Here is a 25,323-nt window from a genome sequence, read left to right as displayed (position 1 = left end):
CGAGGGTGACGGGTGCCCCAACCGCCTCGTGGACGCACCCGGTCGGGGCGCGCCTCGCGCGGAGTCTAGGAGAAGGACCCCCTCGCCCCCCGCCACTCGCACGCTCGTGGCGGGACCCTGCGAGGAGGCCAGGGACCCTGCGAGGGGGCCGGGGGCCTCAGGCGCTGGTCGTGTACCCGCAGGCGGTGACGGCGGCGCTGCAGACGTCCTCGTCCTGCTGGCCGGTGCCCCCGCTGGCGCCGAGGGCGCCGATCAGCTGCCCGTCGGCGTAGACCGGCACGGCACCGGGCTGGGGCGTGAAGCGGCCGCCGGTCATCGAGGTCAGCGCGGTGGAGAAGTTGGGCAGGCTGTCCATCTTCGCCTTCTGCCCGGCGCTGGGCATGCCGTAGGCCGCCGCCGTCCAGGCCTTGCCCTGGGCGACGTCGGTGGAGATCCACGGGGCGCCGTCGGTGCGCAGCGCGGCCACGAGGTGGCCCGCGGGGTCCATGACGGCGAAGGACATCGGGATGCCGGCGCGCCCGCACTCCTCGCGCGCGGCGGAGAGGAGGGCCCAGGCCTGGTCGGAGGTCAGCACCGGCCCAGCCTGCCAGGGCCCCGGGACGCCGCGCGCGGGAGGGTCCCGGCCGCGGACACCGGGTAGGGCCGTCCGGCCCGTGCCGACCACCTCCGGAGGAACCCGATGCCCCTCTACGCCCCGTCCCCCGCGCTGCGGGGGCGCCAGCTGGCCGCCGACCTGGGGATGGTGGCCTGGCTGGTGCTCTGGGTGGTGGTGGCCCGGACGGTGCACGGGGCGGTGCTCGCCCTCGCCGAGCCCGGCCGCGCCGTGGAGGACCTCGGCGCGTCGGTCGCCGGCAGCATGTCCTCGGCCGCGGAGGCCGCCGAGGACGTACCGGTCGTCGGCGACGACCTGGCCGGGCCGTTCGAGGCGCTCGGCTCGGCGGCCGGCTCGGTGGGCGGGGCGGGGCAGGCCGCCCAGGACGCCGTCGGCACCCTGGCCACCGTGCTCGCCGTCGTCCTGGTGGTGCTGCCGGTGGGCTGGGCACTGCTGCGCTGGCTGCCGTGGCGGCTGGGCTGGGCGCGGGCGGCCGTCGCGGCGCGGCGGCTGGCCGCGGCCGACCCCGACGTCCTGGCGGCGCGGGCGCTGGCCACCGCCCCGCTGTCCCGGCTCGCCGCACTCCCGCCGGGGACCGCCGACGCGTGGCGCTCGGGCGACCCTGCGGCGACCCGCGCGCTCGCGTCCGTGGAGCTCGCCCGCCTCGGCCTGCCCACGACCGGGGACGACGTGCGCCGTTGGGGTTGAGGAGACCGGTGGGACTGCCGATGACGGGTGGGACACCGGGAGGTACTGCGTGGCAGGGCGGGGACGACGGCAGCGACGGCCGCGCGGGCACGGCGGCACCGTCGCCGCGGTGGCGGCGGTCGGGCTGATCGCGTTCAGCGGACCGGTCACCGAGGTGGCCGCGACGGTGACGGCCACCCCGACGGCGCTGCCCGCCGTCCCGGCGCCCGCGGCCGCGCTGCCCGACCCGGTGCGCGTCGTCGCCGTCCCGCCCGCCGCGCCGGCCGCCGTGCCGCCGGTGGACACCGTGGACATCCCCCGGCCCCGGCCGATCGAGGTCGCGGTGCGGCCCGGGGTGCCCTACGGCGTCATGCCGGACACCGACCCGCCGCCGTCGGAGTGCGGCGGCTACGGCAACCCGCGGCGGATCCTGCCCGGTGTGGTCCCCGGCGTCGCGTCGGCCACGGTCAGCTGGCAGGCCGACGGCGACGCCGACGTGCAGCGCTACCGGGTGCAGGCGGTCAGCCAGCGGCTGGTGAGCGGCCTGCAGCCCGACCCGCCGGTGCAGATCGCCGCCCAGCCCGAGGACTGCGTGCCGGTCACCGTCGCCTTCGCCGGGCTGACCTCCGGCGTCCCCTACGTGTTCTGGCTGGAGGAGGAGGTGCCCGACACCTTCGGCGTCCTGCGCTGGGTGCAGGTGGGCACCTCGGACGCCGTCGTCATCGGCTGAGCACGCCGACCGAGGTGCCTTCCGCGCGCGAAAGGCACCTCGGTAGGCGCTACTCGGAGTCGGCGGGGCGCAGCTGCGCGCCGGTGGCGCGGGCCTGCGCCGCGGCCAGCACCCCGATGACCGCCGAGGAGTTGCGGATCCCCCCGGCGAGCACCCGCTGCACCGCCTCGTCGAGCGGGACCCGCTCGACGGTCATGTCCAGCTCCTCGTGCTCGACGACGAAGCCCTCCGGCAGGTCCACCGCCGACAGCCCCTCGGCGAGGTAGACGAGGATCTGCTCGGTGCAGAAGCCCGGCGTGCTCAGGTTGTTCGCCAGCAGCGCCCAGCGCTCGGCGGCCAGGCCCGCCTCCTCGGCGAGCTCGCGCTTCGCGGTGGCCAGCGGGGCCTCCCCGTCGGCGTCGCGCAGGCCGGCGGGCAGCTCCCACAGGTAGCCGCGGACCGGGTGGCGGTACTGGCGGATCATCACGATCCGCCCCTCGTCGTCCACCGCGGCGACGCAGACCGCGCCGATGTGCCGGATCATCTCCCGCACGCTGTCCCCGCCGCCGGGCATGGCGACGGTCTCCTTGACCAGCGTGATGATCCGGCCCTCGTGCACGGTCTCGCTGGCGAGGACCTCGTACTCGCCCGGCCGCGCCGGCTCCACCATCAGTCCTCCTCGCCGGCGCTCGTCGTCCTGGCGGCGGGCCGCGCTCTGCCGCCCTGTGCCCTCGCGAGCCCGGTCACTAGATCGCCACCTTCTCGGCCTCGTCCATCGGCACCGGCAGCCGCGCTGATTCGGAGAAGTCGATCGCCGCCTGCACGAACGCCGCGAACAGCGGGTGCGGCCGGGTCGGGCGGCTCTTGAGCTCCGGGTGGGCCTGGGTGCCGACGAAGAAGGGGTGCACCTCGCGGGGCAGCTCGGCGAACTCCACCAGCAGCCCGTCCGGGGAGGTGCCGGAGAACACCAGGCCGGCCTCACCGATGCGGTCGCGGTAGGCGTTGGCCACCTCGTACCGGTGCCGGTGCCGCTCGGTGATCTCCGTGGAGCCGTAGGCCTGCGCGACGACCGAGCCCTTCTGCAGGGACGCCGGGTAGCTGCCCAGCCGCATGGTGCCGCCCATGTCCCCGCGCCCGGCGACGACGTCGACCTGGCTGGCCATCGTGGCGATGACCGCGTCGGGGGTCTCGGGGTCGAACTCCGCCGAGTTGGCCTCGGGCAGCCCGGCCAGGTTGCGCGCGGCCTCGATGACCATGCACTGCAGGCCCAGGCACAGGCCCAGCAGCGGGACGCCGTTGACGCGGGCGTGCCGGATCGCGCCGAGCTTGCCGTCGATGCCGCGCACGCCGAACCCGCCCGGGATGCACACGCCGTCGGCGCCGGCCAGCGCCCGCTCGGCGCCCTCCGGGGTCTGGCAGTCGTCCGACGGCACCCAGCGGATCTGCACCCGGCTCTTGTGCGCGAAGCCGCCCGCGCGCAGCGCCTCGGTGACCGACAGGTAGGCGTCGGGCAGGTCGATGTACTTGCCGACCAGCGCGATCGTCACCGTCTGCCTGGGCGCGTGGACCCGGTCGAGCAGATCGCCCCACACCGTCCAGTCGACGTCCCGGAACGGCAGGCCCAGCCGGCGGACGACGTAGGCGTCCAGGCCCTCGCGGTGCAGCACCTTGGGGATGTCGTAGATCGAGGGCGCGTCGGGGCAGGAGATGACGCCCTCGGCTTCGACGTCGCACATCAGGCTGATCTTGCGCTTGAGGCCGGTGCCGATCTCCCGGTCCGAGCGGCAGACCAGCGCGTCGGGCTGGATGCCGATGTTGCGCAGCGCCGCGACCGAGTGCTGCGTCGGCTTGGTCTTCAGCTCACCCGACGGGGCGATGTAGGGCACCAGCGAGATGTGCAGGAAGAAGCAGTTGTCCCGGCCGATCTCGTGGCGCACCTGGCGGGCGGCCTCGAGGAAGGGCAGCGACTCGATGTCGCCGACGGTGCCGCCCACCTCGGTGATGACGACGTCCACGCGATCCGATCCCCCACCCGACCCCGCCGCGGCCATGATCCGCGACTTGATCTCGTTGGTGATGTGCGGGATCACCTGCACGGTGTCACCGAGGTACTCCCCGCGCCGCTCCTTGGCGATGACCTCGGAGTACACCTGGCCGGTGGTCACGTTCGACCGGCCCGTGAGGTCGGTGTCGAGGAACCGCTCGTAGTGCCCGATGTCCAGGTCGGTCTCGGCGCCGTCCTCGGTGACGAAGACCTCGCCGTGCTGGAACGGGTTCATCGTGCCGGGGTCGACGTTGAGGTAGGGGTCCAGCTTCTGCATCGTGACCCGCAGGCCACGGCTGGAGAGCAGGGCCCCGAGGGAGCTGGCCGTCAGGCCCTTGCCGAGGGAGGAGACGACTCCGCCGGTGACGAAGACGAACTTCGTCGGCTGGGAGTTGTGGAGGAGACCCCTCATCCCGTGGTCATAGTCACGCGTGCCATGCGGTCGATCCACGGGAGACGACCGTAACACGGGTGCCGCCGTCGGCCGCCCGGTCCGGCGGGGTGCCGTCGGACACCTCCGCGCCGCTGCGCGGGCCGGCGCCCAGCCACACCAGCAGCGGCACGAGCAGGGACGCCGCGGTCGCCGGCAGGGCCACCCCGGAGTCGTTGGCGGCCGCCCCGAGGGCCAGGCTGAGCGCGGTGGCGAGCAGCCCGGCCCGCAGCGCCGCGCGCTCTCCGGGCGCCAGCAGGTCGGCGCGCCCGCGCAGCAGCCCCGGCCCGCGCAGCGGCGCGGGCAGCCGGCTCCCCAGCCGCCCGCCCCCGGCCGGGCGGACCAGCCACACCGCGGCGACCAGCGCGACCGGCAGCAGCCAGGCCAGCGGGCTGCCCAGCAGGATGTCGAGGTTGGCCTGGGCCTTGCGGCTGACCACCGTCCACGCCTCGCCGGTGAGCAGCTGCTCGACGAACCGGCCCAGGTGGCTGCGCTCGCTCGCCGGCCGCAGCCAGTCGACGAGGGCCAGCGCGCCGACCGCGGCCACCGCCAGCGCCAGCACCCCGGCCATCCGGGTCCAGGTGACCCGGGTGCCGGTGAGCAGCATCGCCAGCAGCAGGAAGCCCGGCAGCGCGGCGAGCACGCCGCCGAAGTCGCGGCCGAGCGCCGGCGTCCCGACGACGAGCACCGTGAGCGCGCCCGCGCCGAGCACGACGGCGGCGGTGACCAGCCGGCCGCGCCCGGCCGGCGCGCGGCGTCCCGCAGCGGTGGCCGCGGCGGCGGTGAGCAGCAGCGCGCTCACCGACAGCAGGCCGAAGCTGAGGTTGCCGTAGCCGGTGAACCGCCCGGCCACGATCGCGTCGTAGCCGAGCAGGCTGTTGAGCTCCAGGTGCGAGCCGGTGAGCACGTCGCCGACCAGGGTGCCCAGCGTGACGGCCAGGACGGCGAGCGGTGGGCCGAGCCGGCGGCGCCGCCACGGCCCCAGCGCGGCGACGGCGGTCACCACCAGCGCGGCCAGCAGCACGCTCGCGGCCAGCGCGAGGCGCGGCGCCCCCGCCCGCTCCCAGGGCAGCAGCCCGGCGAGGTAGCCGGCCACCGGGACCGCGGCGGCGCCGAGGGCGACCGGGCGCAGCGCGCTGCGGGGCCGGACCCGGTCGCGGCGCCGTCCACCGGCCACCAGCAGCCCCAGGCCGACCACGGCGGCGTCCAGCAGCACCAGCCCCCAGAAGAAGGCGCTGGTGCTCCGGTAGTGCACCGAGGCGGCGGTGTTGGCCCGCTCGAGCACCGACACCGCCTCCGCCAGCGGCGGCCGCTCGCCGTCGGACCGCAGCGGCTGGCCGTTCATCGACGCCGGGCGCTCCAGCCCCAGGGCGGCGAGGACGGTCGGGGCGACGTCGATGAGCTGCACGAACGGCGCCCGCCCCGTGCTGGCCGAGGTCAGCCAGCGCGGCTCGGTGAAGCCCGGGCCCGAGGCGATGCCGACGTGCAGCTGCGCCCGGCCGTCGTTGACCTCCGAGATGCCCTGCACCAGCAGCAGCGTCTCCCCCGGCGCGGCCGCCGCGGCGTCCACCAGCCGGCCCAGGGCGGCGTCGATGCCGGCCAGCGCGGCGGCCCGTGGCAGCGGCTCGGTGCCGGTGTCGCTGGTCTCCAGGTCCGGCTCGCCGGCGTCGACGAGGTCGCCGAGGCCGACCAGCACCAGCGGGCAGCCGGTCAGCAGCTCCCCGGGATCGGCCGGCAGCTGCTCGCGCTGGCCGATCGTCACGCCGGGGGCGGCGGCGGCCAGCGCCGGCGCCCGGCCGACGACGGTGGCGCAGCCGACCGCCTCGCCGAGCGCCGCCGGATCGGCACCGAAGCGGGCGGTCGCGGGGTCGGCCGCCACGGCGGCGACCGCGGTCCGCGGGTCGGCCAGCCCGGCCTGGGCCAGCCGCTCCTGCAGGCCGCAGTGCGACAGCGCGGGGCTGGTGGGGGGCACCGGCGGGGTGGGCTCCTGCGGCGCGGCGTCGTCCGCCGGGGGTGTGTCCGGGTCGACCGGTGCCCCACCCGGCAGCGGCACGGTGGGCAGCGGCACCGGCGGGATCGACTCGTCCGGCGCCGGGAAGCGGGCGCGGTTGCCCGCCCCGAGGGTCGCCCAGCCGTCGAGCACGCAGCTGGTCGAGCGCGCCGCCCGCACCGACACCGCGCCGATCGGCGCCCCCTCGGCGAGCGCCCAGAGGTGGGGCGTGGCCGCCGGGTCGACGTCGTCCCACACCAGGCCCGGGACGCCGACGACGACCACGCGGTCGGCCCGCGCCGTCCCCTCGTCCGTCGCGGCACCCGCGGGGGATGCGCTGGTCAGCAGGACGGCCAGGACGGTGAGCAGCAGGGCCGCGAGCCGGGTCATCGGGGTGCGCCGAGCAGCTCGCGGTAGAGGGCGACCAGCTGGCGGGCCGTGGCGGCCTCGTCGGGCCAGGTGGCCGCCTGCGCGGTGCCGGCCGCGGCCAGCGCCTCCGCGCGGGCCGGGTCGGCGAGCAGCCCGGTGACCGCGTCGGCGAGCGCGGCGGCGTCGCCCACGGGCACCAGCTCGGCCGCATCGCCCAGCAGCCCGGGCAGGCCGCCCGTGCGGGTGGCGACCAGCGGGGTGCCGGCGCGCAGCGCCTCCTGAGCGGTCAGCGAGCGGGCCTCCCAGACCGACGGCAGCACGGCGAGGTCGGCGGCGGCGAGCAGGTCGGCGACGTCGGTGCGCCGGCCGAGCAGCACGACCGGCAGCCGCTCGGCGGCGATCCGGGCGGCGAGCCGGTCCTGCAGCGGCCCGTCGCCGGCGACGGCGACCAGCGGTGGTCGCGGCTCGGCGGCCCAGCGGGCCGCGGCGTCGAGCAGGGCGTCGTAGCCCTTCTGCGGGTGCAGCCGCCCGACGGCGACGACCAGCGGCCGCCCGTCGGCCAGGCCCAGCTCGGCGCGCACGTCGGCGGCCGTCCGGGACGGCGGCGGCAGCGGCGGGGCGGACACGGGGGCGACGCGCACGTCGCGGGCGCCCTGCCGCCAGGCGTTCTCGGCGAGGTCGCCGGACGCGGCGAGGACGACGTCGGTGCCGCGGACCGTGGCCCGCTCGGCGAGCCGGAGCACGCGGCGCAGCGGGCCCCCGCCCTCGGGCAGGGCGTTGTGCAGCGTGAGCACCAGCGGCCGGCTGCGGTCGCCCAGCCGGCGGGCCGCAGCGGCGACCAGGCCGGCCCGCAGGCCGTGCGCGTGCACCAGGTCGGCGTCGGCGGTGGCCCGGCGCAGCGCGGCGACGGCACGGGCGTCGGCGGCGGGCGCGAGGCCGGCGGAGATGCCGACGGGGGTGAAGGCGGCACCGGCGGCGGTGAACCCGAACAGCGCCTCGGTGGCCGCCGGGCCGCACACCCGGACGTCGGCGCCGGCCGCGGCGAGCGCCGGCAGCACGGCGCGCACGTGCGTGCCCACCCCGCCGGTGCTGGTGGCCAGGACCTCGGCCACCCGGCGGCCCTGCAGCGGGAGCCGCTCAGCCACCGTGCACCTCCTGGGTCTCGCCTCGTCTCAGTCCGCGCACGGCCGCCCGGAGCGGACCGCGTGCCGTCCCCATCATGACCGCCGCGGCCACCACCAGTGCGGACGCCGCGGCGAGGACCCCGGCCCCGACGGTCGCGGGCAGCGGCCCCTGCGGCACCGGGTCGACCCCCAGCGCACCGGCGACGGCCAGCCCGGCGGCTCCACCGAGCACCGCGGCGAGCAGCGCGGGCAGCCCGGTGCGCGCGACCCCGGCCAGCCCTGCCGGTCCCGTGACGCGGGCGACCACGACCAGCAGCGCGAGGCCGGCCACGGTCACCCCGGTGCTGTGCCCGGCGGCCAGCGCCGCCCCGCGGTCGGCCGCGGGCAGCGCCGCGGCGAGGACCAGGTCGGCGGCCACCGCGACCAGCCAGCCGCCCAGCACGCAGACCGTCGGCGACCGCCACAGCCCGCGGGCGTAGAGCGCGCGGGTCAGCACCGCCACCAGCCCGTACCCGGGCAGGCCGGGGGCGAAGGCGACCAGGGTGTCCCGGAGCGCGGCGACGACGGCCGCGGGCTCGCCGGCGAGGAACACCCGCGCCATCGGGCCCGCGCAGGCGACGAGCACCGCCGCGCCCACCGTCGAGGGGACGACGACCAGCACGGTCACCGGGGCCAGCGCCCGGCGGAAGCCGGCCTCGTCGCCGGTCCCGGCCCGCTCGACCAGCCCCGGGTAGGCGGAGGTGGCCAGCGGCACCGCCAGCGCGGCCCACGGCACGAGGAAGACGGTCAGCCCGGCGACGTAGACGACCTGGGTGCCGTCGGGTGCGCCGGCGTTGGCCAGCCGGATCGCCACGGCGGCGACCAGCTGCTGCCCGGCCAGCGTCAGGACGCCGGCGACCGCCAGCCGGCGCACCCTCGGCGCCACTCCCACGGGGAAGCGCAGCGCCGGCCGCAGTCCCAGCCGCAGCCGGCGCACGGGCGGCAGCAGGCTGGAGGCCAGGGCGGCCACGCCGAGCGTCGTCCCCACCGAGAGGGTCAGCTCGGCGGCGGTCGACAGGTCCCCCGCCGACCGGCTGCCGCCGATCACGGCGAAGGTCAGGTAGGCCCCGGCGACGACGACGCTGGACAGCAGCGGCGCCAGCGCGGGGGCGGCGAAGCGGCGGTGGGCCTGCAGCACGCCGGTGAGCACGATGCCGATGCCGTAGAGCACCACCTGCGGGGCGAAGACGACCAGGAAGCGGGCGGCCAGGTCGACCTGCGCCGGGTCGCCGGTGCCCAGCAGCAGCCGGGCCACCGGCTCGGCGCACAGCGCCAGCAGCACGGCCAGCGGGGTGAGCACCAGCAGCGTCCAGCCCAGCAGCGCCGAGGCGGTCCGCCGCACCTGCTCGCGGTCGCCGGTGGCGATGCCCCCGGCCAGCATGGGGACCACCAGGCCGGCCAGCGCGCCGCCGGCGACGACCTCGAAGACGATGTTCGGGACGGTGTTGGCCGCCAGGTAGGTGTCCCCCGTGCTGCCGGCGCCGACGGCGTTGGTGAACACCAGCGTGCGGCCGAACCCCGCCAGCCGGGCCAGCACGGTGAGGACGGCGATCAGCGCGGCGGCCCCGGCGACGCCCCGGACGACCTGCGCGCGGGTCATGTGCCCCGGCGGCCGAGCCGGTCGAGCTCCCGCAGCACGGGCGTGGCCTCGATGACCCGGGTGAAGCTGACCCGCTCGCTGGCGAGGGTGAGCGCGACGACGACCGCGAGCGCCCCGGCGCGCGCCGGGCGGCCGGGCACCGCGGCCAGCCGCAGCCCGAGCAGCGCGCCGGCGGCGTTGGCGCCGGCGTCGCCCAGCATGACCCGTTCGCCGAGGTCGGCCGGCAGCACCGCGAGGGCCGCGCCCAGCGGCCCGGCGGCCAGGGTGCCCGCCGGGCCGCCCAGGCCCGCGGCCGCGGCCAGCGCGGCGGCCTTGGCCGCCCGGCCGGGGCGCAGGTCGAGCAGGTTGACCAGGTTGGCGGTGCCGGCGACCAGCCCGGTGGTGAGGACGGCGTCGGCGAGCGTGGTGGGGCGGCGCAGCGGCCCCGCTGCAACGCCCCGGGCCGAGCGGAGCGAGGCGTGGGGGGCAGCGGGGGCCTCCACCAGCAGCGCGGCGGCCGCGGCGGCGGCGCCGATGCCGGCGACCTTGACCGCGCCGGCCGAGACCCGCCCCGCGCCCAGCGCGCGCAGGTGGCCGGCCAGCCCCTTGTCCCGGGCCTGCTCGGGACGGGCACCGGCGAGGTCGTCGTAGCCGCCGACCACCCCGGACACCGTGCCGACCAGCGCGGCGGCCGCCCCGGTGCCGGCCGGTGCGCCGGCGACCGCGGACACCGTCGCGGCGAGCGCCAGGGCCGGGCCGCCGAGCAGGGTGACCGGGCGGCCGGCGTAGTTGGTGCGCCGCCAGGGCGCGCCGGCCGGGCGGGCGTCGAGCGCGGCCGCGCCGGCCAGGCCGAGGCGGGCGAGCGCCGCGCCGCCGGCGGCGAGCAGCACCCGCCGCGCACCGCCGCCCGTGCGACGGCGGGTCACGGTGCGGCGGCGGGGACCGGCGGCACCGGCTGGGCGTCCTCGCCCGTGCCGTAGGCGCCGGACGTGCCCTCGCCCTCCCGCCCGAGGGCGAGCACGGTGCTGATCCGGCCGGACGCGGAGTCGACGTTGTCGACGGTGGAGACCGCGGCGGAGTGCTCCGGGTCGGCGCGGATCGCGCCGACCAGCCCCGCCTCGCCGGCCGAGGCGGGGTCGCCGGCGACGACCGCGCCCGATCCGCCGGCGTCCAGCGCGAGGGCCAGGTCCAGCAGGGTGTCGGTGCGGTCCGCGGCGTCGTCCCCGGTCGGGGCCCCGGCGGTCAGCACGACCGCGAAGTCGGCCGGGGTGACCGAGTCGGAGTCGACGTCCAGCACGCCGAGGGCCCGCAGGCCGGCGAGCACCGAGGACAGCGCGGCGGTGTCCGGCGCGGTGGCGCCGGGGGTGGCCGGCCGCATCAGCACCTGGGCCAGCAGCGCGCCGACCAGCTGCCCGGTGTCGTCGGTCTCGGGCAGGGTGACGCCGGTGGGCAGGCCCGGGCCGGTGACGTAGCTCTGCACCTCGGCGGCGGTGGCCGGGTCGTTGTAGCCCGGCTGCAGCCGGATGGTGCCGGTGACCGTGCCGCCGGCCTCGCCGACGAGCGTGGTGACCTCCTCGACGGTCTCCTCGGGGACGTCCTCGCCGGTGGCGACCAGCACGACGCTGCGCCCCGCGAGGCTGCCGGCGACCAGGGACGGAGCGACGGCCTGCTCGAAGGCGTCACTGGTGTCCAGCTGGGCCTGCAGCTCCTGGGTCCGGGTCTCCAGCTCCCGCTTGTCCTCGGCGAGCGCGGCCACCTCGCCCTCGAGGTCCTCGAGGATCGGCGCGTTGAGCGCGGTGGTGCCGATGACGATGCCCAGCGCGACGGCGAGGAAGACCGCGATCAGCGAGACCAGGTGGTAGCGGAAGTCGATCACGAGAAGAGGTTCTCCAGCCAGAACACGAAGCTGTTCCATTGGTCGGCCAGCAGGTCGAGGTAGAGGCGGCCGGCCGCGGACACGGCGAGCGCCGAGCCGATGGCCACGAAGGCGGCGAGCACCAGGACGACCAGCGTCAGGGTGGAGATGCGGCTGCGGTACAGCCGGCTCACGCCCTTGGCGTCGACGAGCTTGCCGCCCAGCCGCAGCCGGGTGAGGAACGTGGAGGCCATGCCGCCGCGGCCCTTGTCGAGGAACTCCACGAGCGTGGCGTGGGTGCCGACGGCGACGATCAGCTTGGCGCCCTTCTCGTCGGCCAGCAGCATCGCGATGTCCTCGCTGGTGGCCGCGGCCGGGAAGGTGATCGCCTCCACCCCCAGGTCCTGCACCCGGGCCAGGCCCGGGGCGCGCCCGTCGGGGTAGGCGTGCACGACGACCTCGGCGCCGCTCTTCAGCACGTCGTCGCTCACCGAGTCCATGTCGCCGATGATCATGTCCGGCCGGTAACCGGCCTCGACCAGCGCGTCCGCGCCGCCGTCCACGCCGACGAGCACCGGCCGGTAGTCCCGGATGTAGGACCGCAGCGCCTGCAGGTCCTCCTTGTAGTCGTAGCCGCGGACGACGACCAGCACGTGCCGGCCCTCGATCTGGGTGGCCACGTCGGGGACACCGACGCCGTCGAGCAACAGCGCCCGCTCGCGCTTCATGTACTCCATCGTGTTGGTGGCGAAGGCCTCCAACTGCACCGAGAGCCCCGCCCGCGCCTCGGCCATCGCCCCGGCGACCGACTCGGTGGTCTGCTCGGTCCCCTCGGCGACGACGGTGCCGTCCGCCAGCAGCAGCTGGTTGCCGTCGACCCGGACCGGCGTGCCCTCCTTGACCGCCGACAGCACCTCCTTGCCCACGCCGTCGACGAGCGGGATGCCGGCGTTCACCAGGATCTCGGGGCCGAGGTTCGGGTAGCGGCCGGAGGTGCTGGGCGCGGCGTTGACGACCGCGGCGACCCGGCAGGCGACCAGCGAGTCCGCGCTCACCCGGTCGATGTCGACGTGGTCGATGACCGCGACGTCCCCGGGGCGCAGCCGCTTGGTGAGGTTCTTCGTGCGGCGGTCCAGCCGCACGGTGCCGGTCACTCCGGGGGCCGCCTCCGGCGCCCGGCCACGGCGGATGGAGCCGATGCGCATGGCCTGCACTCTCCCACGGGCGGGCCGGACGACTCCCCCACGACGCGCTTCCGCCACATACCAGTCACGGAGAGTGTCCGACACCACGGAGACCACGACACGCCGGGCACGCCTGCCCCACCCGCCCCGCCGGACCACCCCGCCGTCCTGGCTAGCGTTGGCGAGGTGACTCCTGGGGCGCACGCGGTCGGCCGCACCGACGAGGACGACGACGTGCGGCCGGAGCCGCCCGGGGCCGCCGTCCCCGACGTGCCCGCACCGGAGCCGGCGGAGGTCGCCGAGGACGAGGCGCCCCCGCTGCCCGGCGCCACCACGCCCGCCGTCCCGCCGGCGGCCGCCGAACCGGACGCCACCGCACGCGGCCGGCGCGGACGGCGGGCCCTGCGCGGCCCCGGGCTGCGCGAGCGGCGCCGCCAGCAGACCCGCGCCACGATCATCGAGGCCGCCGCCGAGCTGTTCGCCGAGCGCGGCTTCGACGCGGTGAGCGTCGTGGAGATCGCGCAGCGGGCCGGCGTGGTGGAGAAGACGGTGTTCAACCACTTCCCGGTCAAGGAGGGGCTGGTCTTCGAGGCCGACCCGCCCATGCGCGCGGCCCTGCTCGGGGCGGTGCGCACCCGCCCGGCCGGTGAGTCGGTGAGCGCGGCGGCCGGCACGTTCGTCGTCCGGGCGATGAGCGGTCTCGGCTCCCCGGAGGCCGCGGCCGGGGTGGCCGAGATGGCGCAGGTGATCCGCGGCAGCCGCACGCTGCAGGTCCGCGAGCGGGAGATCCTCGGCGAGCTGACCACCGCGCTGGCCGAGCTGATCGCCGAGGAGACCCGGTCGGAGCCCGGCGAGCTCGCGCCCTGGCTCGCCGCGCACGCGGTGCTCAGCCTCTACGCGGCCCTGCTGGAGCTGGCCCGCGACCGCGTGCTCGCCGGCGTCTCCGGCCCGGAGCTGTCGGCCGAGCTGCGCACCCGCGGCGAGCGCGGCCTGGCCCTGCTCCAGTTCGGCCTCGCCGGCTACGCCAAGCGGCGGTAGCCGGCGGAGTCGCGGGCCGATGGGCCCGCGACCGTGGCAGGGTCCCCGCTCGTGATCACCCGGCGGCCGGTCGTCCTGTCCTCGGCCGCGACCGTCGTCCTGGCCACGTCGGGCTGCGCGTTCCTGACCGACCTCGCCGAGCCGGATCCGCCGGCCGCGGCGTCCACCCCGGTCCCCACCGGGCTGCCCCGGCTGCCACCCGAGCCGGTCGAGGTGGCGGCCGCCGCCCTCGCCGACCGCCACGACGGACTCGACTCCACCGGGACGGTGCGGGTCGCGGTCTCGCCCGTGGACGGACTGCCGCCGCTGCCGGGGTCCTTCGCCGCCGACGGCGCGCTGGCCGACGACGGCTCGGTGCGCACGACCGCCGTCGAGGTCGCCTTCGCGGACACGACCGGCACGGCGATGGCCGCGCTCGCCGCGACCGTCGCGCTGACCTCGGCCGACGGCGGCGAGCCGGCGCCGGACGCGGCGGTCTTCGTCGAGTCCTCCGCCCCTGACACCCGTTGGTGCCAGGACGGCACGACGACGCCGACGGTCGACGGGTTCTGGACCAGCGGCGTCGACGTCCCGGTCACCGCCTACGTCGTCGCACCCGCCGGGGTGCCCGCCGCGGACCTGGTCCTGCGGGTGTCCGGCCTGCGCAACGAGGCCGGCAGCAACGCCGAGGGCCCGTGGGACCGGGTCACCGTCTGGTCCGGCGGCTGCGCGGACGACCCGGCCGCGCTCTGCGCGCCGCTGGGGTGACCGCCGGGGTCAGGTGCCGAGCTGGAGGGCGCGCAGGAGCTGGGTGCCCCGGTCCCCGGGGATGTCCGGGTCCTGGGTGAACAGCGCGACGGCGACCATGTACTCGTCCTCCCCGGCCCAGCCGCGGCCCTCGGCGCACAGCCGGCGGACGTGGTCGCGCACCTTGGGCTCGCTGCTGTACTCGCCGTAGTCCAGGCCCATGGCGAGGAAGTTGACGACCCGGTAGCCGAGGTCCTCGGCGGTGCGGACGGTCGTCTCCGGGTCGGCGTAGCTCGGCACCGCGGTGACCACGTTGCGGTAGCCCGCCTTGAGCAGCTGCAGCACCAGGTCGTTGCCGTGGACCCCGCCCCACAGCTCGGGCATGAGGATGTCGCGGTCCGGCGCCGGGATGTAGGGCGGGTTGGCGATCACCGTGGACACCGGCGGGCCGGCCGCGGAGTCCGCACTGTCGAAGAAGTCGCCGAGCTCCACGGTGTAGCGGTCGGCGACCCCGCGGGCGGCGATGTTCTCCCGGGCCCGCTCGACCGACGGCGCGCTGATGTCGAAGCTGCGCACCCGCAGCCCGGGCAGCCCGGCCACCACGTCGGCGATGGCCGTGGCGTCACCGGTACCGAGCTCGGCCACGCCGTCGGCGTCCCAGCCCAGCTGCTCGCGGTACTGCTGCAGCAGCATGCAGACACTGAACCCGTAGTGCGCCGACTCGTCGGCGGAGGAGAAGCAGCTCACCGGGCGGAGCCGGTCGGGGCTGAGGGGACGAGGGGCCGCGCGTCAGCGGCGGTGCGACGTCGATGGGGCACGACCCGGCCCTACCCCTCCTCTCCGGCCCTCACTCCTGCGGGTCTGGACTCACTCCACCGTGCGCGCGGTCGCCGCCACGGCGAGCAGCTCGCGCGCGTGGGCCTGACCGGTGTCGCTGTCGGTCAGACCGGAGAGCATCCGCGCCAGTTCGCGCACCCGGTCCTCGCCGTCGACGGCCCGGATGTCGGTGGCGGTCACGCCCGCGCCGGTGTCCGGGGACTTGTCCACGACCAGGTGCGTGTCGGCGAACGCGGCCACCTGCGCCAGGTGGGTGACGACGACGACCTGGTGGCGGCGGGCCAGCCGCGCCAGCCGCCGGCCGATCTCCCCCGCGGCCTGCCCGCCGACCCCGGCGTCGACCTCGTCGAAGACCATCACCGGCACCGGGTCGGCTCCCGCGAAGACGACCTCGATGGCCAGCATCACGCGGGACAGCTCGCCGCCGGAGGCGCCCTTGTGCACCGGCCGCGGCGGGGCGCCGGGGTGCGCGGCCATGAGCAGCGCCACCTCGTCGACGCCCTCGGGGCCGGGCGCGGCCGGGTCGCTCTCGATCGAGAAAGAGACCCGCGCGCTCCTCATCGCCAGGCCGGCGAGCTCGGCGCCCACCTCCGCGGCGAACCCCTCGGCGGCCGCCCGCCGCCCGGCCGACACCTGCGCACCCAGCTCGTCGACCTCGGACCGGGCGGCGTCACGGGCGGCCTCCAGGGCCTCCAGCGCCTCGTCGGAGACGTCCAGCTCGTCCAGGCGGCGGCGGGCGTCCTCGGCCCACGCCAGGACGCCGGCCACGCCCTCGCCCACGTCGGCGTACTTGCGCACCAGCGCGGTGATCGCCGCCCGGCGGTCCAGCACCTCGGCCAGCCGGGCGGGGTCGGCGTCCAGGTCGGCGACGTAGCTGGCCAGCTGGCCGGCGACGTCGGAGACCACCGCGACCGCGTCGTTCAGGTCCTGGGCGAGCATGACCAGGGTGGGGTCGTCGGAGGCGGCCAGCGCCCGCTCGGCGATGGCCAGCGCCGCCGTGGCGTCCTGCGGCAGGTCCTCGCCCAGGTCGCCGGTGACGTCGCCGACCAGGGCGGTGCGGGCCTCGTCGGCGGCGGCCCGGAGCGCGTCGGCGTCGCTGAGCCGGCGGGCCTGCGTGTCGAGCTCGTCGTCCTCACCCGGCTGCGGGCCGACCGCGTCGATCTCCGCCAGCCCGTGCCGGAGGACGTCGGCGGCCTGCGCCAGCTCCCGGGCCCGGCCGCGGCGGCGCTCCAGGTCGGCGGCCAGCTGCCGCCAGCGGGTGTGCACCTCGCGGTAGCGGTCCAGCAGCTGCAGGTGCGCCGTGCCGGCGTAGCGGTCCAGCGCCCGGCGCTGCTCCGCCGGGCGCGACAGCCGCAGCTGGTCGCTCTGCCCGTGCACCGCCAGCAGCCCCTCGGCCAGCTCGGCGACGACGCCGACCGGGACGCTGCGCCCGCCGAGGTGCGCCCGCGAGCGGCCCTCGGCGCTCACGGTGCGGGCCAGGATCAGCGTGCCGTCGTCGTCCGGCTCCGCGCCGGCATCGGTGGCCCGCTCCCAGACCGGGGAGTCCGGCGGCAGCACCAGCCGGCCCTCCACGCCGGCCCGCCCGTTGGCGCGCACCCGCCCCGGGTCGGCGCGGCCGCCGAAGAGCAGGGTCAGCCCGGTCACCACCATCGTCTTGCCGGCCCCGGTCTCGCCGGTGACCACGGTGAGACCGTCACCGAGGTCGAGGGTGACGTCGTCGATGGCCCCCAGGCCGCGGATCCGCAGCTCGGTCAGCCGGCCCAGCGGCGCGGGGGCCGGCTCCTCCACCGGTTGCGCGCGGCGGGCCGGCCGCCGGGCCTCACGCGTCGTCGTCCGTGCCGGCACCGCGGCCCTCCTCCCCCGGGTACCCGCCGACGTAGCCGCGGGTGAGCACGTTGCGGTCGGCGCCGATCTCCCGGCCCGGGTCGTGCCGGCGGGCGTCCCGGAAGCCGCGCACCGGCAGCCCGAACTTGGCCACCAGCCGGTCGCCGAAGGTCGCCTTGTGCACCCGGGCGATGCGCACCGGCCGGGCGGCCCGGCGGACGTCGACCCGCCCGCCCTCGGGCACCTCCAGCGCGCGCCGGCCGTCGGCGGAGACGCGGGCCCGGTTGCCGTCGGCCGGGATGGCGACGGTGAGCACCGAGTCCGGCGAGGTCACCAGCGGGCGGGAGAACAGGGCGTGGGCGTTGGAGGGGACGACGAGCATCGCCTCGACGTCGGGCCACACGACCGGTCCGCCGGCGGAGAAGGCGTAGGCGGTGGACCCGGTGGGGGTGGCGAACAGCACCCCGTCGCAGCCGAAGCTGGTCAGCGGGCGGCCGTCGATGGCCACGACGACGTCGAGCACCCGGGAGCGCTCGGACTTCTCCACCGACGCCTCGTTCATCGCCCAGGTGCCGCCGACGACGGCTCCGCTCGCGTCGAGGACGTCCACCTCGATCGCCAGCCGCTTCTCCACCGAGTACTCGCACCGCTCGATCGCGGTGAGGGTCTCCTCGACCGCCTCGGGCTCGGTCTCGGCGAGGAAGCCGACCCGGCCCAGGTTCACGCCCATGAGCGCGGCGTTGCTGTACCGCGCCAGCTCGGCGGCGCGCAGGAAGGTGCCGTCGCCGCCGAAGACCATGACGATCTCCGCGCCGCGGGCGGCCTCGGCGTCGGCGGCCACGACCTGCGCGCCCTCGATGCCGAGCGCGACGGCCTCGTCCTCGAGCAGCCGCACGGTGATGCCGCCCTTGGCCAGCCGGGCGGCGGAGCTGCGGGCGAGCTCGACGATGTCCTGGCGGCCGGTGTGGACGGCGAGCAGCACGTGCCGGCCTCCGCTCGGCGCCCACACGGCAGGACTGACCTCTGTCACGCTTCCTCCTCGCCGGCGCTCGTCGGTCGCGCGCCGGACAGTGCTGGGTCCCTGCGTGACCTCGCGAGCTCGGTCACGGGTCCTCCTCGGGGAACGGCGGCCGGCGGGTGCCGGCGGCGCCTCTGGTGCCTGGGTCGTGGGTCCTGGGTACCCGCGGTGCTCACGACGGCCCGTCCTCGACGGCGCGGCGCACGTCGTCCTCGCGCGGCGGGCCGGCGTCACGGCGCAGCCACAGGAAGAACTCGACGTTGCCGGCCGGCCCGGGCAGCGGGCTGGCGACGACGCCCGCCGTCCCCCAACCGAGCGCGGCGGCGGCCTGCGCGACCTGCAGGACGGCGTCCTGCCGGTGTGCCGGGTCGCGCACCACGCCGCCTGCACCGAGCCGCTCGCGGCCGACCTCGAACTGCGGCTTGACCATGGGCAGCAGGTCGGCCTCGGCGGTGGCGCAGGAGGCGAGCGCCGGCAGCACCAGCCGCAGCGAGATGAACGACAGGTCGGCGACGACCAGGTCGACCGGGCCGCCGACCTGCTCGGGGGTCAGGCTGCGGACGTTGGTGCGCTCGAGCACCGTCACCCGCTCGTCGGTGCGCAGCGACCAGGCCAGCTCGCCGTAGCCGACGTCGACGGCCACGACCTCCCGCGCGCCGCGGCGGAGCAGCACCTCGGTGAACCCCCCGGTGGACGCGCCGGCGTCGAGGGCGCGCCGGCCCCCCAACGCGACCGGGAAGGCCTCCAGCGCACCGAGCAGCTTGTGCGCGCCGCGGGACACCCAGCTGGGCTGGTCGGGGTCGGTGCGCACGACGACCGGGGTGTTGGCGTCGACCCCGGTGGCGGGCTTGGTGGCGGCCCGCCCGGAGACGGCGACGCGCCCGTCGGCGATCAGCGCGACGGCGTGCTCACGCGAGCGGGCGAGTCCCCGCCGCACGAGCTCGGCGTCGAGCCGGCTGCGGCGGACCATCAGAGCTGGTCGATCGTGCCGAGCTCGCGCTGCAGCCGGGCGTGCTCGGCCTCGAAGACGGCGACGTGCTCGGCGACCGGCCGCTGGTCCAGGCCGGCGAAGGACGCGGCCGGCTCGCTGCCGACGTCGGCGGTGCGCGTGCCCGTCGCGGCCGGGCCCGGGACCGGGCCGCCCCCCGGACCGGGCCGGGGCGGGCCCGGGACCGGTCGCGGCGGGTTCGGCTCGGTCATCGCTCGCCTCTCGGGTGGTCGGGCAGGGCGGCGGGGTGCGCCGGAGGGACGTCGGGGACGGGTGCCCGCGGTGTGGCCCGGTGCTGTTCCCCCGGCTCGCCACGGTACCGGCCGGGGGCGACGCGCACGGCTCGCCGGCGGACGCTAGCGTTCGGCCGCCCGGTCCCCCGACCCGATGGAGGCGTGCCCGCGTGGCCACGATGGAGCAGTGCATGACCGCCCTGGAGGGCATCCTCGGCGACCTCGCGGCCAAGCCGGCGGCCCAGGGCCTGGACCGGAGCCTGTCCTGCCGGCTGACCGACCTCGGCCAGGTCGTCCGCGGCCGGCTGGCACGCGGGTCGGTGCGCGATCTGCGGGCCGAGCCCGACGGCCAGTCGCTGGACAAGGCCGACATCCGTTTCACGATGTCCAGTGACGACCTCGTCGGCCTGACCGAGGGCCGGCTGTCCTTCGGACCGGCCTGGGCGTCGGGGCGGGTGAAGCTGGAAGCCGGCCTGCGCGACATGCTCCGGCTGCGCACGCTGCTCTGAGGAGCCCTCCTGCGCCCCACCGCCCGCGACCTCCCGGCGGGCACCCGCAGGAGGGCCGCGCGGCTCCCCGGGCGCCTCAGGACGGCAGTCCCCATGCCCGCAGCGCGGCCGCGGCCGCCTCGTCGGCGGCGAGCACCCGGACCGGGGCAGCCGCCCCCGGGGATCCGGCCCAGTGCGCGACGCAGAGCGCGCGCAGCCCGTCCAGCCCGTCGCCGTGGTCGGTGGCGGCGGCCCGGTCCTGGGCCAGCTGGAGCTCCTCTCCCCGGGAACGACCGGTCCAGCTGCCGCAGCGCCAGCTCGCCCCCTCCGGGACCACGCGCGGGTGCCGGGTGAGCAGCCCACCGGCGTCGGGGGCCAGCAGGTCCGGCCGCTGCTGGGGCCCGGCGGCGAGCAGGACCGCCGCGTCGGTGACGCCGGTCAGGACCAGCAGCGACGCCGCGCCGGCCCGCCGGCTCCCCTCCACGTCGGTGTCGAGCCGGTCCCCCACGACGAGGGGACGGCGCGCCCCGGTCCGGCGGACGCACTCGGCGTGCATCGCCGGGTCCGGCTTGCCGGTCACCAGCGGACGGCGGCCGGTCACGGCGCTGACCACCCCCACCAGCGCCCCGTTCCCGGGCAGCGGCCCCCGCGGGGAGGGGACGGTGGCGTCGGCGTTGGTGGCGACGTGCTCGGCCCCGTCGCGGACCGCCACCACGGCCTCGGCCAGCTCGACCCACCCGACGTCGCGGCCGTAGCCCTGCACGACCGCCAGCGGCCGGTCCTCCGCCCGGTGGACCACGGTCAGGCCCGCGGCGCGGAGGGCGGCGGTCACGCCCGGCCCGCCCACGGGCAGGACGCGCGCGCCGGCACCGAACCGCTGGAGGACGACCGTGGCCGCCGCCTGCGAGCTGGTGATCACGTCCTCGGCCGTGGCCGGCACCTCCAGCGCGGTGAGGTGCCCGGCGACCTCCTCGGGTGTGCGCGCGGCGTTGTTGGTCACGAAGCCCAGCCGCATGCCCGCCGTCCGGGCCGCCGCCAGCGCCCGGGGCACGCCGGGCACCGCATCCGGCCCGACGTACACCACGCCGTCGAGGTCGAGCAGTGCCACGTCGTGGACGGCGCACGGCGGCTGGGTCGAGCCCGCGCTGAGCGGGACCGGCGCGGCGCTCACGACGTCTCCCCGCCGCGGCGGGCGCGCACGCCACGCAGCGCCCGGGAGTAGTGCCCGAGGTCCGGCCGCATCGCGACCGCGAGGGCGAGGTGCTCGGCGGCCAGGTCCAGGTCCCCGGCCCGGCTGGCCGCGAGTCCCAGGCCGAACTGCGCGTAGTCGTCGGCCGGGTTGCGGACGGTCAGCTCGCGGAACGTGCGCATCGCCTCGGTGTAGCGGCCGGCGTCGTACTGGGCCCGCGCGAGCGCCTCGAGCAGGCTGCGCGACCCCGGCTCGGCCTCCGCAGCGCGAGCGAGGATCGTCGCGGCCGCCGCCGGGTCACGGTTGGCCAGCAACTGCAGGCCGCGCTGGTACCAGTCGTAGACGTCACCGTCGGGCACCCCCGCGTCGGACACCGCCGCTCCCTTGCTCCGGGTGCCGCCGGCCGCGGTCGACGCCGCCGGCCCTCCCCCACGGCCCACGCTCGTCACCCACCGGAGCGCACCGCTCCTACGATCTCCGTCGTGCCCTCGTCGTCCGCGGACTCCCCGCTCCTGGCAACTGCGACGGGCCTCGACGTCCGGCCCTTCCGCGCCCTCACCTACCGGCGGCGGGACCCGGACGCCCTGGCCCGGGTCAGCTCGCCAGCCTACGACCTGGTGACGCCGGAGGGCCGCGAACGCCTGACCGCGGCCGACCCACACAACATCGTCCGCCTGATCCTGCCCGTCGTCGCGTCGGGACCCGACGGGGCGCGGCCGGTCGAGCAGGCAGCGCGGACCCTGCACGAGTGGCAGCGCACCGGGGTGCTCGAGCGCGACGGCGAGCCCGCCCTGTGGGTCTACGCGATGCACCCCGCCGACGGTGCGCCCGCGACGGTCGGCTGGCTCGCCGCGGTGGGGCTGCCGCCGGACGGCTCCCGCGCCGTGCTGCCGCACGAGGACACCTTCCCGGTCGCCGTGGAGGGCCGCCGGGCGCTGCTCGAGGCCACCGCGACCGACCTCGAGCCCATCGTCCTCGCGCACGACCCGCACCCCGCCGTCCCGGCCCTGACCGCAGCGGCACAGCAGGGCGCGCCGACGCTGGAGCTGACCGACGCCGACGGCGTCCGGCACTCCCTCTGGCGGGTGCCCGACCCCACGACGATCGAACAGGTCACCGCCGCGCTCGCCGACACCGGCGCGGTCATCGCCGACGGGCACCACCGCTTCGCCGCGGCACGCGCCCACGGGGCGGCGACGATCCTGGCGCTGCTCACCTCCATGGGACCGGGGGGACTCCGGGTGAACCCCATCCACCGCGTGGTGCCCGGCCTCCCCCTCACCGAGGCACTCGCCGCGGCGTCGGCCGGCTTCCGCGCGACCGAGCTGCCGGTGGGCGACGACGGCCCGGCTCCGGCGGTGCGGCGATGGCTCGCCGACCCCGGCGAGGCGGGGATGGTCGTCAGTGACGGCCGGCGCCTGGTCCGGCTGGACACCCCCTCGTCCGACGTCTGCGACGCGGTGCCCGCCGACGCCCCCGCGGCCTGGCGCGGGCTGGACGTCGTGCTGGCCCACCACGGCCTGGTGCAGCAGATGTGGGGGCGCACCGACGACCCCGACGGCGTCCACATCGCCCACAGCATCGAGGAGGCGCTCGACGGAGCGCCGGCCCGCCACGGGGTGGCCGTGCTGCTTCGAGCCGCTTCGCCGGCCGACGTCGCCGCCGTCGCCCGGGCGGGTGCCCGCATGCCGCGCAAGTCGACCCTGTTCGTCCCGAAGCCGCGCACCGGTCTGGTGCTGCGGCCGCACGCGGACTGACCGTCCGGTCACGCGCTGCGGGCGTCGGCCCCCGCGGACCGCGGCACCTTGCGCCCGCGCCGGCAGTTGACCTCCGTCATCGAGGTGGTGCCGGTCGGTGTGCGCCAGAACCGGCGCTGCAGCGCGCCCTCGATCTCCACGACGTCACCGGCCTGCCACGCGGCGATCCGCTTCTGCAGCGCCCGGTCGTAGGTGATGCAGGGCAGCGTGTCGGTGGTGCGCCCCCGCACCTGCGGCTCGGGCCGCCGCACCGTCAGGCGGAAGCTGACCAGCGTGTCGCCGCTGGGCAGGGTCCGCAGCTCGGCGGGTGCGGACAGCTTCCCGCGGAGCACCACGTCGTTCCGGTCGATCACAGCCACGCTCATGACCGCAGCCTCGCCGTCCCCTCACGGGCAGACCAGGCCCGCCGGGAGTCTGTGGACCGACGACGCCGGTGTGGACGACGGAACCCCCGCGGTCGGAGGTCAGTGCTCGGCGCCGTCCCGGGGCGGGGTGTCGTCCGCGTCGTCGTCCGCGTCGGTCTCGCCGAGGAGTTCGGCGACCTCGGCCTCGACGTCCTCGGCGAAGTCGTAAGCGGCGTCGTCCTCGGCGTCGGCCTCGGCGTCGGCCTCAGCAGCGGCCTCGGCCTCCACGGGCTCGGCGTCCGCGGCCTCGGCCTCCACGGGCTCGGCGTTCCCGGGCTCGGCGTCCACGGGCTCGGTCGACGGCTCGTCGGCCCGGGTGTCCACCCCGTCGCCAACCTCGGCCGCCACCACCGGCAGCTCCTCCTCGGAGAACTCGACGTCGGGCTCCTCGGGCGTGTGCGCGGCCACCGCGGCGTCCCACAGCGCCGCGGCCTCGTCGTCGCCGGCCGCCGCGAGGAGGTCGGCGTAGGCGGTGGCCACCCGGAGCACGGTCGGGTCGGTGAGGTCCACGGCGTCCGGCCGCGGCCGCCCACCGAGGACCCCCTCGAGCACCAGGCGGGCCGCGGGGAGCTCGCCGAGGTCCTGGCGGGCCCCGGCCTCGACCAGCTGCAGCTCGACGGCCTCCTCCGCGTCCGGCCGCTCCGTCAGCGCCTCGCGCACCAGGCGCAGGGCGACGTCGGGGCGCCCCAGCGCGCGCTCGCAGTCGGCCAGCACCGCGCGGTACCCCGGCTCGCCGCTCATCCGGCGGTACGCGCGCAGCTCGCGGGCCGCCTCCGCGTAGTCCCCGGCGTGGTAGGCCGCGACGCCGACCGCCTCGCGCACGACGGCGATCCGCGACGCCCGGTCGCGGGCCGCCCGGGCGTGCGCCAGTGCCTCCTCGGGCTGGTCGTCGAGGAGGGTGCCTGCGACGACCAGGTGGCCCGCCACACGCTGGGCGTTGCGAGGGTCGAGCCCGCGCAGTGCCGCACGCACCGTCTGGTCCAGCTCACGGGGGTCGGCCCAGTCGGGGATCTCGGGGCCGGCCGGTGCGGGCGGGGTGCGGTCCGCACTGCGGGCCGGGCGCCGCTCCCGCTCCGGGTGCCCGCGACGGTCGTCGGAGGGACGGCGGTCCCGCCAGTCGCCGCGCTGTCGGCCCGGACGCTCCTCCCGAGGCTGCCGGTCACCGCGCGGCGCACCGGTCCGGTGAGGACGCTCCTCGCGCCGCTCCGGAGCCGAGCCACCGGGACGACCCGCGGACGGCCGGTCCCGCCAGCCGCCGCGATCGGTCTGGTCCCGGTCGCCACGCTGGGGGCGCTCCTGCCACCCACTCCGCGCCGGACGCTCGGCCCGCGGGGCGTCGTCGTGCGGACGACGGTCCCGCCACTCCGGGCGCGCGCCGGCCTGAGGGCGCCGGTCCTGCCACTCGCGGCGCGGTCCCCCGCCGGAGGGTCCGCCCTCACGCTGCGGACGGCGCTCCTGCCACCCCGAGCGCTCGGTACGGGACGAGTCGCCCTGCGGACGTCGGTCACGCCACTCCCCGCGGGCGCCCGCCGGACGGTCACCCTGCGGACGACGGTCCTGCCATTCGCGGCGCGGTGCGCCGCCAGCAGTCCCGCCGTCACGCTGCGGACGGCGCTCCTGCCAGTCCCGACGCGGGCCCCCACCGGAGGCTCCGCCCTCACGCTGCGGACGGCGCTCCTGCGAGTCCCGACGCGGACCGCCACCGGAGGCTCCGCCCTCACGCTGCGGGCGCCGGTCCTGCCACTCCCCGCCTGCCGTGCGGCCGGCACTGCCACCCTGTGGACGTCGCTGCGGTCGCTCACGGTCGGGACGGCGCTCCTGCCAGCCCGAACCCCGGCCGTCGGACGAGCGGCCGCCCTCGGCACGCCCCTGCCACGAGCCCTCACCGCCCCGACCGGCTGAGCCGCCGCGCGACGCGCCACCCCGGGCCTGCGGACGGCCCTGACCGGAGCCCGTGCGGCCACCGCGGGGTCCTTGTCCGCCGGAACCGCCGGCACTTCGTCGCGGAGAAGTCATGGGGGTGTGCGTACCTCGAGACTGGGTGCTGCCGCACGCCCGGTGCTGCAGGAGATGGGCAGAAATGACAGAAACGGGGGTCAGAGCACGTGGCTCCGACCCCCGTTCTGGAATGGTTGTCCGGCGGCGTCCTACTCTCCCACCCCGTCTCCGGGGCAGTACCATCGGCGCTGAGAGGCTTAGCTTCCGGGTTCGGAATGGGT

24 protein-coding genes and 1 rRNA gene are annotated in these 25,323 nt (G+C 77.5%); 6 read left to right on the top strand and 19 right to left on the bottom strand.

Annotated features, from left to right (window positions below):
* Positions 1 to 157: 157 nt before the first annotated feature.
* Complete coding sequence (locus BLR12_RS05075) at positions 158 to 574, bottom strand: GlcG/HbpS family heme-binding protein (RefSeq protein WP_091374472.1); 417 nt, start codon at positions 572 to 574, stop codon at positions 158 to 160.
* A gap of 105 nt (positions 575 to 679) precedes the next feature.
* Here BLR12_RS05075 and BLR12_RS05070 point away from each other — a divergent pair, with 105 nt between their 5' ends.
* Together BLR12_RS05070 and BLR12_RS05065 are read left to right on the top strand one after the other, a co-directional pair.
* The gene (locus BLR12_RS05070) at positions 680 to 1,300 is read left to right on the top strand and encodes a hypothetical protein (protein WP_091374471.1); all 621 of its coding nucleotides are present in this window, start codon (positions 680 to 682) and stop codon (positions 1,298 to 1,300) included.
* Between the two features lie 49 nt (positions 1,301 to 1,349).
* Positions 1,350 to 2,009, top strand: a complete 660-nt coding sequence (locus BLR12_RS05065) for a hypothetical protein (protein ID WP_091374469.1) — start codon at positions 1,350 to 1,352, stop codon at positions 2,007 to 2,009.
* Between the two features lie 49 nt (positions 2,010 to 2,058).
* Here BLR12_RS05065 and BLR12_RS05060 read toward each other — a convergent pair whose 3' ends face one another.
* From BLR12_RS05060 to steA, 8 genes are all read right to left on the bottom strand, one after another.
* Positions 2,059 to 2,658 carry an NUDIX domain-containing protein gene (locus BLR12_RS05060; protein WP_091374468.1) on the bottom strand — a complete coding sequence of 200 codons (600 nt, stop codon included), beginning with the start codon at positions 2,656 to 2,658 and terminating at the stop codon, positions 2,059 to 2,061.
* A 76-nt stretch (positions 2,659 to 2,734) separates the two neighbouring features.
* Entirely contained in the window at positions 2,735 to 4,444 is a 1,710-nt protein-coding gene (locus BLR12_RS05055) for a CTP synthase (RefSeq protein WP_091374466.1), read from the bottom strand.
* A gap of 13 nt (positions 4,445 to 4,457) precedes the next feature.
* Entirely contained in the window at positions 4,458 to 6,842 is a 2,385-nt protein-coding gene (locus BLR12_RS05050; RefSeq protein WP_091374465.1) for a hypothetical protein, read from the bottom strand.
* Complete coding sequence (locus BLR12_RS05045; RefSeq protein ID WP_091374463.1) at positions 6,839 to 7,966, bottom strand: glycosyltransferase family 4 protein; 1,128 nt, start codon at positions 7,964 to 7,966, stop codon at positions 6,839 to 6,841. The genes BLR12_RS05050 and BLR12_RS05045 overlap by 4 nt, the downstream gene beginning before the upstream one ends.
* A complete protein-coding gene (gene murJ / locus BLR12_RS05040) occupies positions 7,959 to 9,584 on the bottom strand; it encodes a murein biosynthesis integral membrane protein MurJ (RefSeq protein WP_091374461.1) in 1,626 nt (541 codons plus the stop codon). The genes BLR12_RS05045 and murJ overlap by 8 nt, the downstream gene beginning before the upstream one ends.
* Complete coding sequence (locus tag BLR12_RS05035) at positions 9,581 to 10,453, bottom strand: hypothetical protein (protein WP_218120549.1); 873 nt, start codon at positions 10,451 to 10,453, stop codon at positions 9,581 to 9,583. The genes murJ and BLR12_RS05035 overlap by 4 nt, the downstream gene beginning before the upstream one ends.
* Positions 10,454 to 10,485: 32 nt before the next feature.
* Positions 10,486 to 11,439: a copper transporter gene (locus tag BLR12_RS05030; RefSeq protein ID WP_091374458.1), complete on the bottom strand. Its 954-nt coding sequence runs from the start codon at positions 11,437 to 11,439 to the stop codon at positions 10,486 to 10,488.
* Entirely contained in the window at positions 11,436 to 12,623 is a 1,188-nt protein-coding gene (gene steA / locus BLR12_RS05025) for a putative cytokinetic ring protein SteA (RefSeq protein ID WP_091374457.1), read from the bottom strand. Before steA ends, BLR12_RS05030 begins: the two co-directional genes overlap by 4 nt.
* 165 nt (positions 12,624 to 12,788) lie before the next feature.
* On the opposite strand from steA, the gene BLR12_RS05020 reads away from it, so the two are divergent.
* The gene (locus BLR12_RS05020) at positions 12,789 to 13,640 is read left to right on the top strand and encodes a TetR/AcrR family transcriptional regulator (protein WP_091374455.1); all 852 of its coding nucleotides are present in this window, start codon (positions 12,789 to 12,791) and stop codon (positions 13,638 to 13,640) included.
* 51 nt (positions 13,641 to 13,691) lie between these two features.
* Positions 13,692 to 14,387 (top strand): hypothetical protein, encoded by a 696-nt coding sequence (locus BLR12_RS05015; RefSeq protein WP_143018704.1) that lies wholly within the window; start codon positions 13,692 to 13,694, stop codon positions 14,385 to 14,387.
* 9 nt (positions 14,388 to 14,396) lie between these two features.
* Here BLR12_RS05015 and BLR12_RS05010 read toward each other — a convergent pair whose 3' ends face one another.
* The 5 genes from BLR12_RS05010 to BLR12_RS04990 all read right to left on the bottom strand — a co-directional run bounded on the left by BLR12_RS05010 (position 14,397) and on the right by BLR12_RS04990 (position 19,245).
* Complete coding sequence (locus BLR12_RS05010) at positions 14,397 to 15,059, bottom strand: class I SAM-dependent methyltransferase (RefSeq protein ID WP_255363309.1); 663 nt, start codon at positions 15,057 to 15,059, stop codon at positions 14,397 to 14,399.
* Between the two features lie 174 nt (positions 15,060 to 15,233).
* Positions 15,234 to 17,048, bottom strand: coding sequence for a DNA repair protein RecN (gene recN, locus BLR12_RS05005; RefSeq protein ID WP_255363308.1), 1,815 nt, complete (start codon positions 17,046 to 17,048; stop codon positions 15,234 to 15,236).
* A complete protein-coding gene (locus BLR12_RS05000) occupies positions 17,023 to 18,057 on the bottom strand; it encodes an NAD kinase (RefSeq protein ID WP_091374449.1) in 1,035 nt (344 codons plus the stop codon). The genes recN and BLR12_RS05000 overlap by 26 nt, the downstream gene beginning before the upstream one ends.
* A gap of 160 nt (positions 18,058 to 18,217) precedes the next feature.
* Entirely contained in the window at positions 18,218 to 19,015 is a 798-nt protein-coding gene (locus BLR12_RS04995) for a TlyA family RNA methyltransferase (RefSeq protein WP_091374448.1), read from the bottom strand.
* Positions 19,015 to 19,245, bottom strand: coding sequence for a hypothetical protein (locus tag BLR12_RS04990; protein ID WP_091374447.1), 231 nt, complete (start codon positions 19,243 to 19,245; stop codon positions 19,015 to 19,017). The genes BLR12_RS04995 and BLR12_RS04990 overlap by 1 nt, the downstream gene beginning before the upstream one ends.
* Positions 19,246 to 19,457: 212 nt before the next feature.
* Between BLR12_RS04990 and BLR12_RS04985 the strand changes: the two genes are divergently transcribed.
* Positions 19,458 to 19,775 (top strand): SCP2 sterol-binding domain-containing protein, encoded by a 318-nt coding sequence (locus tag BLR12_RS04985; RefSeq protein WP_255363307.1) that lies wholly within the window; start codon positions 19,458 to 19,460, stop codon positions 19,773 to 19,775.
* Between the two features lie 76 nt (positions 19,776 to 19,851).
* Here BLR12_RS04985 and BLR12_RS04980 read toward each other — a convergent pair whose 3' ends face one another.
* On the bottom strand, positions 19,852 to 20,925 hold the full coding sequence (locus tag BLR12_RS04980) for an HAD-IIA family hydrolase (protein ID WP_091374443.1): 1,074 nt from the start codon (positions 20,923 to 20,925) through the stop codon (positions 19,852 to 19,854).
* Positions 20,922 to 21,317, bottom strand: coding sequence for a tetratricopeptide repeat protein (locus tag BLR12_RS04975; RefSeq protein ID WP_091376411.1), 396 nt, complete (start codon positions 21,315 to 21,317; stop codon positions 20,922 to 20,924). The genes BLR12_RS04980 and BLR12_RS04975 overlap by 4 nt, the downstream gene beginning before the upstream one ends.
* 108 nt (positions 21,318 to 21,425) lie before the next feature.
* Between BLR12_RS04975 and BLR12_RS04970 the strand changes: the two genes are divergently transcribed.
* The gene (locus BLR12_RS04970; RefSeq protein ID WP_255363306.1) at positions 21,426 to 22,700 is read left to right on the top strand and encodes a DUF1015 domain-containing protein; all 1,275 of its coding nucleotides are present in this window, start codon (positions 21,426 to 21,428) and stop codon (positions 22,698 to 22,700) included.
* Positions 22,701 to 22,708: 8 nt separating this feature from the next.
* Here the strand turns inward: BLR12_RS04970 and BLR12_RS04965 are convergent, their stop codons facing one another.
* The 3 genes from BLR12_RS04965 to rrf all read right to left on the bottom strand — a co-directional run.
* A complete protein-coding gene (locus BLR12_RS04965; protein WP_091374442.1) occupies positions 22,709 to 23,065 on the bottom strand; it encodes a single-stranded DNA-binding protein in 357 nt (118 codons plus the stop codon).
* A 99-nt stretch (positions 23,066 to 23,164) separates the two neighbouring features.
* Entirely contained in the window at positions 23,165 to 24,076 is a 912-nt protein-coding gene (locus BLR12_RS04960; RefSeq protein ID WP_143018703.1) for a tetratricopeptide repeat protein, read from the bottom strand.
* A 1,162-nt stretch (positions 24,077 to 25,238) separates the two neighbouring features.
* Positions 25,239 to 25,323, bottom strand: a 5S ribosomal RNA gene (gene rrf / locus BLR12_RS04950); the annotation flags it as partial.

It is taken from the genome of Geodermatophilus sp. DSM 45219, from assembly GCF_900104025.1.
In the GTDB taxonomy this organism is placed as follows: domain Bacteria; phylum Actinomycetota; class Actinomycetes; order Mycobacteriales; family Geodermatophilaceae; genus Geodermatophilus.
Note: the sequence above shows the minus strand (reverse complement) of the source record. Positions and strands in the feature narration are given on the sequence as shown.